Genomic DNA, 14949 nt, shown 5'->3' with positions numbered 1-14949 from the left:
GTGCTTGGTTCGGGTCTGTGGCGCGCGGCGCACCGGCGGCCGGGCCGCCGGGTGCCCGCTGGGGCTCGTCGTCTCGCGGCGTGCTGGAGGCCCCGCGGGTGCTCGCGTCCGGCTTCGGGCTCGAGGCCGAAGCGTCTGCGCGAGGGGCGGATTCGCCGCCGTCTCCGGGCGTCGTCGCGCCGGGCCTCTGCGCTTTGGCGATCCGCTCGGTGGGTGCGGCCGAGGAAACCGGGGAGACCTTGCCCGCGGCCGGAATGCGTTGGGTGGCGGCGTCAGGGCGTGCGTCGGCCCCGGCGGTGCCGGCCGGTCCGGCGCTTTCCCGCGCCGGGTTCTTCTCGTCGTTCGGGTCGGACACGCACACCCCTCGCTAAGGCGGAACTGTTGAACTCGACGGCCAGCCTAATGGGCGCGGCCCGGCGAAGTCCGCCATCAGGCCACGCCGAGTCGAACGAACGTCGAGCCGCCCCCTCGGCGGTCCATATCCGTACCGAACTCCGTGCTCACCCACGCCGCTCAGAACGGAAGCAATCCGCCATGAGAGCGGTGCCAGGCGTGGGATTCGCGTCTGCGTCCACGTCCGGCGAGGCAGCGACACGGCGGGCTGGAACCGGACGGAAGAGGTGTTGCGGCGCATGGCACGGCACGAATCCGGATCGAGTATGCAAGCGCGGCGGGACAAGGCGATGCAGCGTGCCTTCTGAGGTCATCTACAACCGCATCGCGATGCTGCGCGCCGAGCGCGGCATCTCGCGGCGCGAACTGGCTCAGGCGCTGGGGTCCCCCCCGGCTGGGGTCGAGCGCCGGCACCGCGTGACCGGTCGACTGGCCGGACGGAGGCATCGGAACCGAGCGGAGGCCGGGCAGCCGCCTGCGGGGAACATCGGCCTGCGGTGCACAATGAACCGCATGACCTCGTTCGGTGACCTGCTCGGACCGCAACCGGTACTGCTACCCGAAATCTCCGATGCCGAGGACGCGCTCCTCGACAACGCCGATCCGGTGCGGGTCGCGGCCGATCACCCCGCCGCGTCGATCGCCTGGGCGCATCTCGCCGAGGCGGCGCTGGCCCGCGGCGAGGCCCAGGACGAGGCGGTCAACCACGACATCGTCGCGGCGTACGCGTTCGCCCGCACCGGCTATCACCGTGGCCTGGACCTCCTGCGCCGCAACGGCTGGAAGGGCTTCGGGCCGGTGCCGTGGAGCCACGAGCCGAATCGGGGCTTCCTGCGCAGCGTCGGCGCGCTGGCCCGCGCGGCCAAGGTGATCGGTGAGACCGACGAGTACGCACGCTGCCTGGACCTGCTGGAAGACTGCGACCCCAGGGCGGCCGCGGAGCTCGGCCTCGACTGAGTCGTAGTGATCGGAGCACCGCGTAGCGATTCCGGTGGCGGCCGGTCGGCGGGTGCGCTGGACCCGGGTTCCCGCGTCGGTAGCGCCCGCGCGAGCAGCATGGCGAGGTTGCGCACCTCGTGGGCGCGGCTGCGCCGGTCGGTCCTGCCGATCATCCAGTGCTCGGTGGGCGCCGCGCTGGCCTGGTTCCTCGCCCATCACGTGATCGGTCACGCGCTGCCGTTCTTCGCCCCGACGGCGGCCGTGGTGTCCATCGGCATCTCCTTCGGCGCGCGGCTGCGCCGTTCGGTGGAACTGGTGGTCGGCGTTGCGGTCGGCATCGGCATCGGCGACCTGTTCATCTCCAGGGCGGGCACCGGCGTGTGGCAGATCGCGCTGGTGGTCGCGGTCGCCATGGCCGCGGCGGTGTTCCTGGACGGCGGTTCGATCATCACCATGCAGGCGGCGGGTTCCGCCGTGCTGGTCGCGACATTGCTGCCACCCTCGGTAGGAGGCGGCTTCTCCCGCATGATCGACGCACTGGTGGGCGGTCTGGTCGGCGTGGTGGTGGTCGCCGCGATACCCCTGCATCCCGTGCGCAGGGCGCGGACACTGGCCGCGGACATCCTCGGGGTGATGGGCAAGGCGATCAGCGACTGCGCCGATGGGCTGCTCGAACAGGATCCGGAGAAGCTGCACCGGGCGCTCACCGCGATGCGCGCCACCCAGCCGCAGATCGACTCGTTGCGCGCCACCCTCGAGGGCGGCCGCGAGATCAGCCGGATCTCACCGCTGTACTGGAACTCTCGTTCCCGTCTCGACCGCATCAGGGCCACGGCTGATCCGTTGGACAACGCCATTCGCAACACCCGAGTCCTGCTGCGCCGCTCGCTGACTCTGGTGCGCGACGACGAAATCCTCGACCCCGGCCTGATCGACGAGGTGGAGCGCCTCGGCCAGGCCGTCGACATGGTGCGCCGGATGATGCTGACCGACCCGGGCGAGCAGCCCGACCAGGCCGAGGCCGCCCGCGTACTGCGCTCGGTCGCGAAGGGCGCGCGGCCGGAATTGGTAGCGGGCGCGGGACTTTCGGCGCACGTCGTCTTCGCACAGGTGCGGTCGACGCTGGTAGATCTGATGCAGGTGTGCGGCGTGCAGCGTATCTCGGCGATTGCCCTGCTGCCGCCGACGGTCAAGAATCCGTACGTGCGGCCGGAGGTCTGACCCCGGACTACTCAGCGGTAATCGGACATTCGTACCGGGCACCGTGGTCCGCGCCGGGCGCGGCGGTCCGAAAAGTTGATCTTCAAGTAGTGCGCTACTCGTGTCGCGCGCGGATGCCCGCCGTAGTTTTGCGATGTGACCGCGAGTTCGCGGGGTATCGCGGTCGGTCACTTCGCACGTGGACGAAAGGGCCCTCCGGTCAAGGGGTGTGGCGGCCGGAGGGTGGGGCGGATCGGAAGCGGGCGAAGAAGCGGAGCCGCCCGGCCGACCCTGACCGGGCGGCTTCGCGCCTCGGCCGGACACCGGCGCTCAGGTCCAGAAGCGCGTCAGATAGCCGCCGTAGCGCGACCAATTCGACGGAACGCCGGACAGTTCGAACAGCGCGTACACCGCGTCGAAGAACACCTCGTTGATCGCGGGAGTGAACAGCAGCGCGAACAGGATCAGCATGCCGAACGGCTTGAACTGGTCGAGCGAGCGTCTGGTCTGATAGCTCAGCGAGGGCTCGACGATGCCGTAGCCGTCCAGTCCCGGCAGCGGGATCAGGTTCAGCAGCGTCGCCGTGATCTGCAGGAACGCAAGGAAACTCACGCCGAACCAGAACGCGGGGTGCTGTTGGGCGCTGCCCCAGATCCGCACGACCACCAAGAGCAGCACAGCGCACAGGGCGTTCACCGCGGGCCCGGCGCCGCTGATGATCCGCTGCGTGCGCGGCGCGACATTGTGTGTGTGCACGTAGACCGCGCCGCCCGGCAAACCGATGCCGCCCAGCGCGATGAACACCATCGGCAACACGATCGACAGCAGGGGATGGCTGTACTTCAGCGGGTTGAGCGTCAGATAGCCGCGCAATTCGACCTCGCGATCGCCCGCGCGCCACGCCGTGTACGCGTGCGCGAACTCGTGCAGGCACAGCGACACGACCCAGCCGAACACCACGAAGACGAACACCCCGGCCTTGGCTCTGGTCGAGTCCAGCGGGGCGTCCCAGGCCAGTGCGCCGCCGACCGCGGTCAGGGCGATCACGAGCAGGAAGACCGGGCTCGGCCGGACCGCGCGCGATCCGCGGTGGATCGGAAATGGAGAGTTCATCGCACCAGCAGCCAGGGCTCGTGGTGGCGGTAGAAAGTCGAGCGCGGCACCGGGCGGTCGGCGCGGACGCCGTCCCTGGTGACGATCGCGCCGGGTGTCCCCAGTTGTGCCGCGCGTCCCTCCACCCAGCGCCGTTTGCGGAATCCTTTTCGCACGGTCGCCCGCACACCGGGCGGTTCGAGGCACGGCGAGACGTGCATGGCCGTCACAATCCCGGAGAACAGCAGGGTGTCGTCGACGTAGGCTTCGCCCTCCAGCTTGTCGCCGCCGAGGCCGGTGATCACCGCTCGGCCCGCGAGCACCTTGCCGGTGTCGTCGCGAACCAGCGGCGTCTCCACAGCGCGGCCTTCGATGGCGCGCTTGGCGGCGGCGTTGCCGGTGCCGGTCTGGTAGGCACGCGAACCATAGGTCCGCTCGACCGGCACGTAGCCGATCTCCACGTGCAGGCGCTCGGTGCGCATCAGGTGGGTGAGCACCGCGGCCAGCGCGGCGTCCTCGCCCAGCACGATCAGCCGGGGCAGGCTGTCGGCGGCCAGCACGGGTAGCAGCTCATCGATCACCGTGGGATCGGGGACGGCGGCCGTCTGGGTGGTCGGCAGTGCCGCGAGCGCGATGGGTACGGGGGCGCCGTCGCAGCGGAGAACATGGGTACTCAAGCTGCCGTACACCCTCCTCGGTTCGAGCCGACACCGTCGGGCCCCTCGCCATCGCGGGCGAACCCGCTGCGGCTCACCCGTGCATGCCGCGCTGCCGCTCGGCGTGCCGTGCAACCATAGCCCTGCCCGGCCGTGACCACACGGTTGTCGAGCCTACGACGAGATCCGCCGCGATGCCGCCGCGGACGGGTCGGCTAGACTGTGCTTCCGGCCACCGCCTCAGTACGGCAGGTAGCTGCAACACATCAGTGTTGCCTGTCGAACCGTAGGAGACACGACCATGCCGGCAATCGTCCTCATCGGCGCCCAGTGGGGTGACGAGGGAAAGGGCAAAGCAACCGACCTGCTCGGCGGCCGGGTGCAATGGGTGGTCCGTTACCAAGGCGGCAACAACGCCGGTCACACCGTGGTGTTGCCGAACGGTGACAACTTCGCGTTGCACCTGATCCCTTCCGGCATCCTCACCCCTGGCGTGACGAACGTCATCGGCAACGGCGTCGTCGTGGATCCCGGCGTGCTGCTCGACGAACTCGCGGGTCTGGAAGAACGCGGCGTCGACACCTCCGGCCTGCTGCTCTCGGCCGACGCGCACCTGATCATGCCGTACCACGTGGCCATCGATAAGGTCACCGAACGGTTCCTCGGCAACAAGAAGATCGGCACCACCGGCCGCGGCATCGGGCCGTGCTACCAGGACAAGGTGGCCCGCGTCGGCGTGCGCGTGGCGGACGTGCTGGACGAGAAGATCCTCACCCAGAAGGTCGAGGCGGCGCTGGAGTTCAAGAACCAGGTGCTGGTCAAGATCTACAACCGTCGCGCCCTGGATCCGCAGCAGGTGGTGGACGAGGTGCTCAACCAGGCCGACAGGTTCAAACACCGGATCGCCGACACCCGGCTGAAGCTGAATCTGGCGCTGGAGCGCGGCGAGACGGTGCTGCTGGAGGGCTCGCAGGGCACGCTGCTGGACGTCGACCACGGCACCTATCCGTACGTCACCTCATCGAACCCCACGTCGGGCGGCGCGGCGGTGGGCGCGGGCATCGGGCCGAACCGGATCAACACGGTGCTCGGCATCCTGAAGTGCTACACCACCAGGGTGGGGTCCGGCCCGTTCCCGACCGAGTTGTTCGACGAGTTCGGCGCGTACCTGGCCAAGACCGGCGGCGAGGTCGGCGTCACCACCGGCCGCGCCCGCCGCTGCGGCTGGTTCGACGCGGTGATCGCGCGCTACGCCACCCGGGTCAACGGCATCACCGACTACTTCCTCACCAAACTGGACGTTCTATCCAGTCTGGATACGGTGCCGATCTGCGTCGCCTACGAGGTCGATGGCGAACGGGTCGAGCAGATGCCGACCACCCAGACCGAATTTCATCACGCGAAACCGATTTTCGAGGAAATGCCCGGTTGGTGGGAGGACATTTCCGGCGCGCGCACCTTCGAGGAGTTACCCGCCAACGCCCAGGCGTACGTGTTGCGTTTGGAGGAGCTCTCCGGTGCCCGTATCTCGTGCATCGGCGTGGGTCCGGGCCGGGATCAGACCATCGTCCGGCACGACGTTCTCGGCTAGAACCTGTTCGAATTTCGCGTCGTCCAGCGGAAATTCGGTAGGTTGACCACAAATTAGCCACATCGATCGTGCTCGCTCGGCTTCGATCATGATCGGTGAAGAACTACAGTTAGAGCATGGCTCGGAACTGGCCGATGATCGAGCGCGAGAGCGAATTCGAGGCGATCCGCGCGGCACTGACCGGTCCGGAGCACGTCGGTGTGGTGCTGACCGGCGACGCCGGAGTGGGCAAGACCACCTTGGCCAGGCACGCCACCTCCGCGATCGGCGGCAACGTGCGGTGGGTCGCGGGCACCGAGTCGGCGCGCAGCATCCCGCTGGGAGTGTTCGCGCACATGGTCGGCGTCTACACGGCGCACGATCCGGTCACGTTCATGTCGGCGGCGCGGGAGGCATTGCTCGCCGACGGCGACACGGTGATCGGCGTGGACGACGCGCATCTGCTCGATCAGCTCTCCGCCACGCTGTTGCTGCAGCTGGCCATCGACAAGGCCGCGCACATCGTGGTGACCGTCCGCAGTGGAGTGCCGGTGCCCGACGCCGTCACGTCACTGTGGAAGGACGGCCACCTGATGCGCATCGACCTGCGTCCGTTCACCCAGCGCCAGAGCGTGGAGCTGGTGGAGTCGATGCTCGGCGGGCAGCTCGAGGGGTTCACCGCCAATCTGATGTGGGAGTCCTCGGCCGGAAACGCGTTGTTCCTGCGCCATTTGGTCGAGGGAGCGCTGGAGGCGGGCACGCTGCGTCAGGTCAACGGCGTGTGGCAGCTGCGCGGGCGCGCGGCGGTGACCTCGGAGCTGGCCGCACTGCTGGAGGACCGGGTCGAGCAGCTGCCCGAGCCGGTGCTGCGGGTGCTGGAACTGCTGACCTTCTGTGAACCGATCGATCTCGACGTCCTGGCCGAACTGGCGGGCGAGGACGCGGTGGAGGCGGCGGAAACGCGCGGCGTGATCCGTGTCGTGGAGAATTCGCAAGAACTGACGGTGCGCTACAACCATCCGCTGTTCGGCGAAGTGATCCGCCGCAGACTCGGCATCGCCTCGGCCCGGCGGCTGCGCGGCAGGCTGTATTCGTCGCTGAAGGAACGCCGGATCAATTCCGCGGCCGACCGTATCCGGTTGGCCGAATTGGCGTTGGACAGTGACAAATCCGCGGATCTGGAATTGTTCGAGGCGGCCGCGGCCGACGCGATCGGATTGGCGAACCTGCCGTTGGGCGAGCGCTTCGCGCGGGCCGCGGTGGAGCGGCGCGGCGGCGTGGAAGCCGCCGACCTGCTGGCGCGAGCCCTGCTCTGGCAGGGGCACCGGATCGAGGCCGAGCGCACCCTGGCCAGCTTCGACCCCGACCAGCTCGACGAGGTGCAGTTGGCGCGCTGGGGCAGTACCCGGGTGGCGAATCTGCTGTGGGCGATGGGCGATGCCGACCGCGCCGACGAGGTGCTGCAGTTGGTACGCGGAAAAGTGCGGCATCCGAAGATCGCGGCCATCTTCACCGGTCTGTCCTCCGCGAGTCTGGTGAACGAGAACCGGGTCGAGGCCGCGATCGCCGAGGCGGAAACAGTGATCTCCGCCGACAACGTGCCGCCGTGGGCGGTGTGGTGGGCGTCGTTCGGCGGAGGGCTGGCGCTGGCGCTGACGGGCAAGGGCGAGGAGGCCAGGCGGTACGCGGCCCGCGGGCACGAGGTGGAAGAGCACATCGACGGGCTCAACCGCTTCATGTCCACGCACGCCGAGGTGCTCGCCCTGACCTTCACGGGCGATCTGGAGGCCGCACGGCGGCGCGCGGGAGCATTCGTCGGCTACTCCTCGCCCGGGCAATACCTGGCCTGGGGCATGTCGAAGATCCTGCAGGGCACCGTCGACGTGGCACAGGGCAGGTTCGTGGACGGCATCGAGAATCTGGAACAAGCGCTGGCCGCATTGGCCGCCGAGGGTGCGGCAGCCTGGATGTTCCCCGCGAGAATTCGCTTGGCGGAGGCGTATTCGGCGCTCGGGCGCCCCGGTGAGGCCGCCGAATCGATCGCGCACGCGGCCGAGCGGGGCGGCAGGCACAGCGCCGTGTACGAGCCGCAGCTGGAGGTCGCCCGCGCTTGGCTGGCCGCCGCCGAAGGAACCGTCACCCCGGCCATCCGGATCGCGGTGAACGCGGCCGACGCGGCGGCGCGTTCGCATCAGCACGCGATCGAGGCTTTCGCGCTGCACACCGCGGCCCGCTTCGGCGATCATTCCGTGTCCGGACGCCTCGCCGAACTCGCCACTCGGGTGGACGGGCGGCTGGTGCAGGTGCAGGCACGGCACGCGGTGGCGCTCGCGGCCCACGACGGACCCGGGCTCGACGCGGCGGCCGCCGAATTCGAGCGCATCGGCGTGCAGCTGTCGGCCGCCGACGCCGCGGCGCAGGCCGCCTCGGCACACGAGCGCGCCGGCGATCGCCGCAGGCTGCTGGAGTCCGCCGCGGCGGCCAACCGGCTCGCCGCCGCGTGCGGCGGCGCGAGCACCCCCGCGCTGCGGCAGGCCGCGCAGCCCTTGCCCTTGACCGCCCGGGAACGCGAAATCGCGAACCTCGTCGCCGCCGGCCTGTCCAACCGGCAGATCGCCGACCGCCTCACCGTCTCGGTGCGCACTGTCGAAGGGCATCTCTACCGGGCCTGCATCAAGATGGACGTCACCGATCGCGAGTCGCTCGGAGCGCTGATGCGCGGGGAGACCGGGAGCGCGGGATGACCTTGCGAGCGGTCGCCGTGGCGGGCGCGCTGGCAGCCGGACTGGCCCTGGCAGCCGGATGCTCGGACGGGCAACCGCAACCGGTCACCAGCTCGGCCACGGTGGCGCCGAAAACCGAGACGCCGCTGGAGCGCAACGCGCGGATCAGACAGAAATTGATCGAACTCGGCTGCTCGACCAACGCCTGCATCCAAACGTATTTCGGCTGCGCCGACGGGTACATCACCGGAGACGCCTGCGAGTTCTTCCGCGCGCACCCGGTGTTGTGACTTCCCGCGCGACGGCACTTCGGTGTCTCGCGTGCGGACGAACTCGCTCCCTCGTCGCCTTTGCGGCGGCTACCCGGACGCCAGCCGGATCGAACGGTTCAGCTACAGCCCAAGACCGGGAAGCCTCGTATCACCCGGGCGTGTGCTCGCCGCCGGGAGGTTCAGAACAGCGTGGGCTCGCCGAACCCGGACGTGCGCTCGATGGCCAGCAGACGTTGCTTGGTGTCGATCCCGCCGGGCGCGGAGAAGCCGTGCAGCGCGTGGTCGGCGGCGAGTACCCGGTGGCAAGGGATGATCAGCGGGATCGGGTTGCGGCCCAGCGCCTGGCCCACCGCCTGGGCGGCGCCCGGTGCGCCGACACGGTCGGCGACTTGGCCGTAGCTGAGGGTGCGGCCGGGATCGATCGCTCGGGTGACCGTGTAGACAGCGCGGTGGAACTCGGGGATTCCGCTGCTGTCGACGGGAATCCAGCGCAGGTCGTCCAGCTCTCCCGCGAGGTGTGCGCGGATGGCCGCGATGGCCTCGGCGATGACGGCGGTGGGTGCGTCCTCGTGGATCTCCTCCCCGGCGCGCGGGCGCGTGATGCGGGCGCGGGTGGCCGCCGGGCTCGCCTCCGGGAGCTGGAAGCGGATCACCCCCGCCGCCCGCCATGCGATGGCGCAGCAGCCGATCGCGGTGTCGAACAGCGCCGCCGCGACGGGGCCGGAGGCCACGGGCTCCGTGACGGTGGCCTCGGCCACGGGGAATCCGGCCGTGGCGGCGAGACGAGTGGCGTCGGGCATGGGCCAAGTCTGCACCGAGGTACCGACAAGTTCGAAACGAGGAGTCCAGTTCGGGCTAACTGGCCTTTTATTGCCTGTCTGGATCCGGTATGTCGCCACGGCTGTGGATCGCGGCGAGATCGGAGTATCGCCGTTGGTGGTCGTAGTACGAGAGGGTTTGGTCGGACATCGGCGTGCCCGGGTGGAAGCGCTCGAGACGGAAGACGCGCTCATCGCGTCTCGGTGCGTAGCGGCAGATCAGGTAGCCGGACAGGGCGACCAGGAGCAGGGTGGCGAGAGCGGTCATGTCCGCCAGCGTGCGCGCCACTGGCCTTGCCAAGGAATATCCAATCACCCGATACTGGACCGCATGGCGACGAGAGTGATCGGTGCGGGCAGTCTGGCCCGCGATCTGGGCCGCTGGCGGCACGCGGACGACGGCGAGCCGGACGCGGCCGGGCGGCGGTCCACCCGCCCGGCGTATCTGGCGCTCGCCGAGGGCATCCGGCTGCTGATCCACGACGGTCGCGCGCCGCTGGGTGTCGCGTTGCCCAGCGAGCGCGATCTCGCCGCCACCCTCGGGGTCAGCCGCACCACCATCACCTCCACCTACGCGCTGCTGCGCGAACACGGCTACCTGATCAGCCGCCAAGGCTCGCGCAGCACGGTGGCCCTGCCCCGCGACGTGCAGCACGACGGCGTCAAGCCGGCCAGGAGCATCCTCGCGATGATGGCCTCGCCCGAGCTGCCCACCATCGACATGACCTATGCCGCGATGGCCGCCCCGCTGGAAATGCAGGACGCGTACGCCGCTGCCCTGGAGGGCATTCCGGCCTACCTCGGCACCCACGGCATGGACCCGGTCGGTGTGCTCGCGCTACGCGAGGCGATCGCCCGCCGCTACACCGCGCGCGGCCTGCCGACCGAGCCCGACCAGATCCTGGTCACCCTCGGCGCCCAGCACGGCCTGCGCCTGCTGCTGAACGTGCTGACCGCGCCCGCCGCCCGCGTGCTCATCGACCATCCCACCTATCCGAACGCCATCGAGGCGATCCGCGACGTCGGCGCCCGGCCGGTGCCGGTGCCGCTGCGCCCGGAGGACCCGGCCGGCGGCTGGGATCTGGACGGAATCCGCAGCGCCGCCCGGCAGACCGCGGCCAGCCTGGCCTACCTGGTGCCGGACTACAACAACCCGACCGGTCTGCTGCTCGACGCCGACGGCCGCGCCGAACTGGCCGCGATCGCCAGGGACACCAGGATGACCATCGTGATCGACGAGTCCATGGCGGATCTCGGGCTGAGCGAGGGCTCCGCACCGCCGCCGGTCGCGGCCTTCGCAAAGGGAGCCGAGATCGTCACCATCGGCTCGGCGTCGAAGTCGTTCTGGGGCGGTCTGCGCGTCGGCTGGATCCGGACCAACCAGGCGCTGATCACAAAATTGCTAGGTATTCGCTCCACGGTCGACCTCGGCACTCCCGTGATGGACCAGTTGGCCACCGTGCACCTGCTCGAGCACGCGGACGTCATCCTCGATCGCAGGCGCGATCAGTTGCGTTCGCAGCGTGACGCTTTGCTCGACACGCTTGCCGAGGAATTGCCGGACTGGCGCGTCACCGTGGGCGCCGGCGGCATGTCGGTCTGGGCGCAGCTGCCGACCTCGGTCTCGACGGCGCTGGCCGCCACGGCGCCCAACCATGGCGTATTGCTCGCGGCCGGGCCTCGATTCGGCGTCCAAGGCGCGTTCGAACGGTTCCTGCGGCTGCCGTTCACCCATCGGGAACCGGAGTTGCGATTGGCGGTCAAGGCGATCGCCTCCGCCTACGCGGCGCTGACGCCTCGCGCGGCCGACCCGTTGACGCCGTTGACCTGCTACTGAGGGTTCTCGCCGCCGCGCGGGGAAAGAGCTTCCGCCGGCGGCACTTCCCCTCCGAGCGCCGCCGGGCACGATTGGCCGGCCACCCCTCGGGGCTGGCGCTCGTCGTGCTCGGGCGGCATGCGGAAAGCTCGCACGGCGCTGCGGCCTCCAGCGCGAGCGGCGGTCAAGGAGCGGACCGGATGAGATCCGCTGTTTCCGAGGGCCGCCAGCTCGCGGACAGTATGGCAGGTGCGCCACCTAACTGTCGAACCGGTTGGTTTGTTACAACTTTCAATCAGCGAGGGCGCCGCGGCGAGGTGCGGCGGCGCCCCGTCGCGCGCTCAGTCGGCCCAGACCGACTCGATCGGAGTGGCGGTGGTCGGCGGCGGGGTGGGAATCCCGTTCGGGGTGCGGGAGAATCGCGGTGCGGGGGCGTGCTGGGTGATGTTGTCCAGCTCCAGCAAAGAGCCGCGGGCGGCGATGTGCTCGTTGCGGGTCGCCTCCTCGAAGGTGAGCACGGGCGAGACGCACGCGTCGGTGCCGACGAAGATCTCGGCCCACTCGTCCCGGGTCTTGGTCCGGAAACGTTCGGCGAACAGCTTTTTCAGCGTTTCCTGCCCGGCGGGATCGAGCTGGAAGGGCAGACCGTCGGCGTCGATCTCCAGGCCGGCGAGCAGCTGCGCGTAGAACTGCGGTTCGATCGCGCCGACCGCCATGTACTTGCCGTCGGCGGTTTCGTACGTGTCGTAGAACGACATTCCGGTGTCGAGCAGGTTCACGCCCCGTTCGTCGGACCAGGCGCCCACGCCGCGCATGCCCCAGATCATGTGCGAAAGAGCGAGGGCGCCGTCGACCATGGCCGCGTCGATCACCTGGCCCTGGCCGGACTGCTGCCGTTCGACCAGCGCGGCGAGGATGCCGAACACCAGGAACATCGAGCCGCCGCCGAAATCGCCCACCATGTTCAGCGGGGGAACCGGGCGTTCGCCCTTGCGGCCGATGGCGTGCAGCACGCCGGTGATGGAGATGTAGTTGATGTCGTGCCCGGCGCGGTCGGCCAGCGGACCCTCCTGGCCCCAGCCGGTCATCCGTCCGTAGACCAGGCGCGGGTTGCGGGCGAGCGCGTCGTCCGGGCCGAGGCCCATCCGCTCGGTGACGCCGGGGCGGAAGCCCTCGATCAGCACGTCCGCCCGCTCGACGAGGCCGAGCACCTTCTCGATGTCGGCGGGGTCCTTGAGGTTGGCCTCGACGATGGTCCGCCCGCGCAACTGCGGGCGGTCGAATCCGCCGGGCAACTGACCTGCCCGCTGCACCCGGACCACGTCGGCGCCCAGATCGGCGAGCAGCAGCGCGGCGTGCGGGCCGGGGCCGATCCCGGCCAACTCGATGACCTTGATGCCCGCGAGCGGGCCCTGCTTGGCGGTGGATGGAGTGCTCACGCCCTACCTCGGTTCGTCGTTGATCCAGCGCACCGCTGGCCGGTGCGTCCTCCCGGACGCGACCGGGAGGGGTGTATTGACAGTATGACAATAACGCCGCGGCCGAAGCCGGGGCATGCGGCGCTGCCGACTTCGGCTCGCCCGCGTCTGCGCGCCGCTCTAGGCTGCACGTGTGGAAGCGCTGTCTGATCAAGGGTGGTACACCCTTCTCGCCGGCCTCGCGATTCTGGTCGGCCTCGTCGGCATCGTCGTGCCGATCCTGCCGGGTGTCATCCTGATCTTCGCGGCCATCGGCGTCTGGGCCGTCCTGACCGGGGGCGCCACGGCTTGGACGGTTTTCGCGATCAGCGCACTGCTGCTCGCGCTGTCCGGAGTCGTCAAATACGCCTGGCCGGGGCGCAAGATGAAGGACGCGGGGGTCTCCAACCGCGCGCTGCTGGTCGGCGCGATTCTCGGCGTCGTCGGCTTCTTCGTGATACCGGTGGTCGGCCTGTTCGTCGGTTTCGTTCTGGGCGTGTACCTTTCGGAACTGCAGCGGCTGCGCGTCAACCAGCAGGCTCGGCAGGCGACGGTGCACGCGTTGAAAGGCGTCGGCCTGTCCATGCTGATCGAACTCTTCGGCGCGCTGCTGGCCGTCGGCGTCTGGGTGGCCGGCGTCTTCGCCGTCTGAGCGCTATCGGTCGATGGCGGGGAACGGAATCGTGTCTCCCGCACGACTTCCGGGCAGTTCGTCGCGGCGCAGCCGCAGGGTCGATGGTTCCGGGCGGTACAGCGGCAGCGTGCGGGCGACATCGTCGTCGGCCGGGCGCTCGCGAGCCGGGAGCCGATAGAACGCGCGCGCGTTGTCCTCCAGCACCGCGTGCATGTCGGTGCCCACCACGTCACACAGGAGATCGACGTCCGAGTCGCGGAACGGGCGTCCGGCCCGGGTGCCGGGCAGGTCGGTGCCGAACATCAGCGCTTCGGGATTCACCGCGTGGATGCGGCGCAGCGTGTCGGCGACGTTCATCGCGACCCGGCCGAATCCCGTTGCCTTGACTTTGGCCCCGCGATCGACGAGATCGAGCAGGAACGGCACACCCTCCGCCGACATGCCCAGATGATCGACCGAAAGGGCGGGCAGCTTGGAGATCACTGGTTGCAGCGAGGCCAGCATGGTGCCGTCGATGTAGACCTCGACGTGCCAGCCCGCCAATTCGTACGCGCGCAGCGCCTGCAACGTCATCCCGGTGATATCGGTGGCCGCGCGCTTGAGGTTGAAGCGCAGCGCGCGCACGCCGATCCGGTCCAGCTCGAGAATCTCCTCGTCGGTGGCGTCGAGGTCGAGCCGGGTGACGCCGACCCAGCCCGGGCCGAGTTCGGCGAGGGCGGCCTTCAGATAGCTCTGGTCCGTGCCCTGGAACGACCCGCTGACCACGGCGCCGCCGCTGATGTCGTATCGCGACATGCGCTTGCGATAATCGGCGATGGTGAAGGGGTCGGGCAGGTAGCCCTCGTTCTCGGCCAGCGGAAACCGCGGGTCGAAGATGTGCAGGTGGGCATCGAACACTTGTACAGAATGCCTCAGTGTCGGACTTTCCGCTGCCACGGCGGCGTTGTCGCGGTGGCAGCGGAGTCGGTCACGGCGGGGAGATCAGACCTTGTGCGGTTCGCTGGCGCGCAGCATGTCCTCGCGCTCCACGACCTTGACCCGCTCGCGGCCCTCGGGCTCGCCGAGCGAGCGCTCGTGCGCGTCGAGGCGGTACCAGCCCGCCCAGGTGGTGAACGGGATGCCCTTGCTCTCCAGGAACTCGGTGACTGCCTCGGGCTCGGGCCGCTCGGCCGGGGTGAAGCCGGGAGCGTCGTCCAGCAGGCAGGCGATGGTCTCGTTGGCGTCGCCCTTCGTGTGACCGATCAGGCCGACCGGGCCGCGCTTGATCCAGCCGGTGACGTAGGTGGCGGGCATGTACCGGGCTGCGCCGTCGGCGTTCTCGTCGGCGATCACGCGACCCGCTTCGTTCGGCACGGTGCCGGCCTGGTCGTCGAACGGCA

General features: G+C 69.6%; 13 protein-coding genes and 2 pseudogenes. 7 read left to right on the top strand and 8 right to left on the bottom strand.

Annotated features, from left to right (window positions below):
- A pseudogene (locus ON27_RS43185) lies at positions 1 to 355 on the bottom strand (hypothetical protein); the annotation flags it as partial.
- A 551-nt stretch (positions 356 to 906) separates the two neighbouring features.
- On the opposite strand from ON27_RS43185, the gene ON27_RS27355 reads away from it, so the two are divergent.
- Positions 907 to 1350, top strand: a complete 444-nt coding sequence (locus tag ON27_RS27355; RefSeq protein ID WP_043733992.1) for a DUF3151 domain-containing protein — start codon at positions 907 to 909, stop codon at positions 1348 to 1350.
- Positions 1351 to 1449: 99 nt separating this feature from the next.
- Positions 1450 to 2553 (top strand): FUSC family protein, encoded by a 1104-nt coding sequence (locus ON27_RS27350; RefSeq protein ID WP_174377887.1) that lies wholly within the window; start codon positions 1450 to 1452, stop codon positions 2551 to 2553.
- 309 nt (positions 2554 to 2862) lie between these two features.
- On the opposite strand, the gene ON27_RS27345 is transcribed toward ON27_RS27350, so the two are convergent.
- Both ON27_RS27345 and ON27_RS27340 read right to left on the bottom strand, forming a co-directional pair.
- Positions 2863 to 3645, bottom strand: a complete 783-nt coding sequence (locus tag ON27_RS27345) for a site-2 protease family protein (protein WP_043733985.1) — start codon at positions 3643 to 3645, stop codon at positions 2863 to 2865.
- Positions 3642 to 4301 carry a hypothetical protein gene (locus tag ON27_RS27340; RefSeq protein WP_245560199.1) on the bottom strand — a complete coding sequence of 220 codons (660 nt, stop codon included), beginning with the start codon at positions 4299 to 4301 and terminating at the stop codon, positions 3642 to 3644. Before ON27_RS27340 ends, ON27_RS27345 begins: the two co-directional genes overlap by 4 nt.
- 280 nt (positions 4302 to 4581) lie before the next feature.
- Here ON27_RS27340 and ON27_RS27335 point away from each other — a divergent pair, with 280 nt between their 5' ends.
- From ON27_RS27335 to ON27_RS27325, 3 genes are all read left to right on the top strand, one after another.
- Positions 4582 to 5871, top strand: a complete 1290-nt coding sequence (locus ON27_RS27335) for an adenylosuccinate synthase (protein ID WP_043733980.1) — start codon at positions 4582 to 4584, stop codon at positions 5869 to 5871.
- Positions 5872 to 5987: 116 nt separating this feature from the next.
- A complete protein-coding gene (locus ON27_RS27330; protein ID WP_043733979.1) occupies positions 5988 to 8594 on the top strand; it encodes a helix-turn-helix transcriptional regulator in 2607 nt (868 codons plus the stop codon).
- On the top strand, positions 8591 to 8863 hold the full coding sequence (locus tag ON27_RS27325) for a hypothetical protein (protein ID WP_043733978.1): 273 nt from the start codon (positions 8591 to 8593) through the stop codon (positions 8861 to 8863). Before ON27_RS27330 ends, ON27_RS27325 begins: the two co-directional genes overlap by 4 nt.
- Before the next feature lie 161 nt (positions 8864 to 9024).
- On the opposite strand, the gene ON27_RS27320 is transcribed toward ON27_RS27325, so the two are convergent.
- The gene (locus ON27_RS27320) at positions 9025 to 9645 is read right to left on the bottom strand and encodes a methylated-DNA--[protein]-cysteine S-methyltransferase (RefSeq protein WP_083887835.1); all 621 of its coding nucleotides are present in this window, start codon (positions 9643 to 9645) and stop codon (positions 9025 to 9027) included.
- A gap of 67 nt (positions 9646 to 9712) precedes the next feature.
- A complete protein-coding gene (locus ON27_RS27315; RefSeq protein ID WP_157227362.1) occupies positions 9713 to 9931 on the bottom strand; it encodes a hypothetical protein in 219 nt (72 codons plus the stop codon).
- A 63-nt stretch (positions 9932 to 9994) separates the two neighbouring features.
- Between ON27_RS27315 and yczR the strand changes: the two genes are divergently transcribed.
- Positions 9995 to 11500 (top strand): MocR-like transcription factor YczR, encoded by a 1506-nt coding sequence (gene yczR / locus ON27_RS27310; protein WP_043733974.1) that lies wholly within the window; start codon positions 9995 to 9997, stop codon positions 11498 to 11500.
- A 320-nt stretch (positions 11501 to 11820) separates the two neighbouring features.
- Here the strand turns inward: yczR and ON27_RS27305 are convergent, their stop codons facing one another.
- Positions 11821 to 12918 (bottom strand): CaiB/BaiF CoA transferase family protein, encoded by a 1098-nt coding sequence (locus tag ON27_RS27305; RefSeq protein WP_043733972.1) that lies wholly within the window; start codon positions 12916 to 12918, stop codon positions 11821 to 11823.
- A gap of 172 nt (positions 12919 to 13090) precedes the next feature.
- On the opposite strand from ON27_RS27305, the gene ON27_RS27300 reads away from it, so the two are divergent.
- A complete protein-coding gene (locus ON27_RS27300; RefSeq protein WP_245560197.1) occupies positions 13091 to 13588 on the top strand; it encodes a DUF456 domain-containing protein in 498 nt (165 codons plus the stop codon).
- Between the two features lie 3 nt (positions 13589 to 13591).
- Here ON27_RS27300 and ON27_RS27295 read toward each other — a convergent pair whose 3' ends face one another.
- The gene (locus tag ON27_RS27295) at positions 13592 to 14467 is read right to left on the bottom strand and encodes an amidohydrolase family protein (RefSeq protein WP_043733971.1); all 876 of its coding nucleotides are present in this window, start codon (positions 14465 to 14467) and stop codon (positions 13592 to 13594) included.
- An 84-nt stretch (positions 14468 to 14551) separates the two neighbouring features.
- Positions 14552 to 14949 (bottom strand): annotated as a pseudogene (locus ON27_RS27290) (pyridine nucleotide-disulfide oxidoreductase); the annotation flags it as partial.

This window comes from Nocardia asiatica NBRC 100129, assembly GCF_000308415.1.
GTDB classification, from domain to species: domain Bacteria; phylum Actinomycetota; class Actinomycetes; order Mycobacteriales; family Mycobacteriaceae; genus Nocardia; species Nocardia asiatica.
Note: the sequence above shows the minus strand (reverse complement) of the source record. Positions and strands in the feature narration are given on the sequence as shown.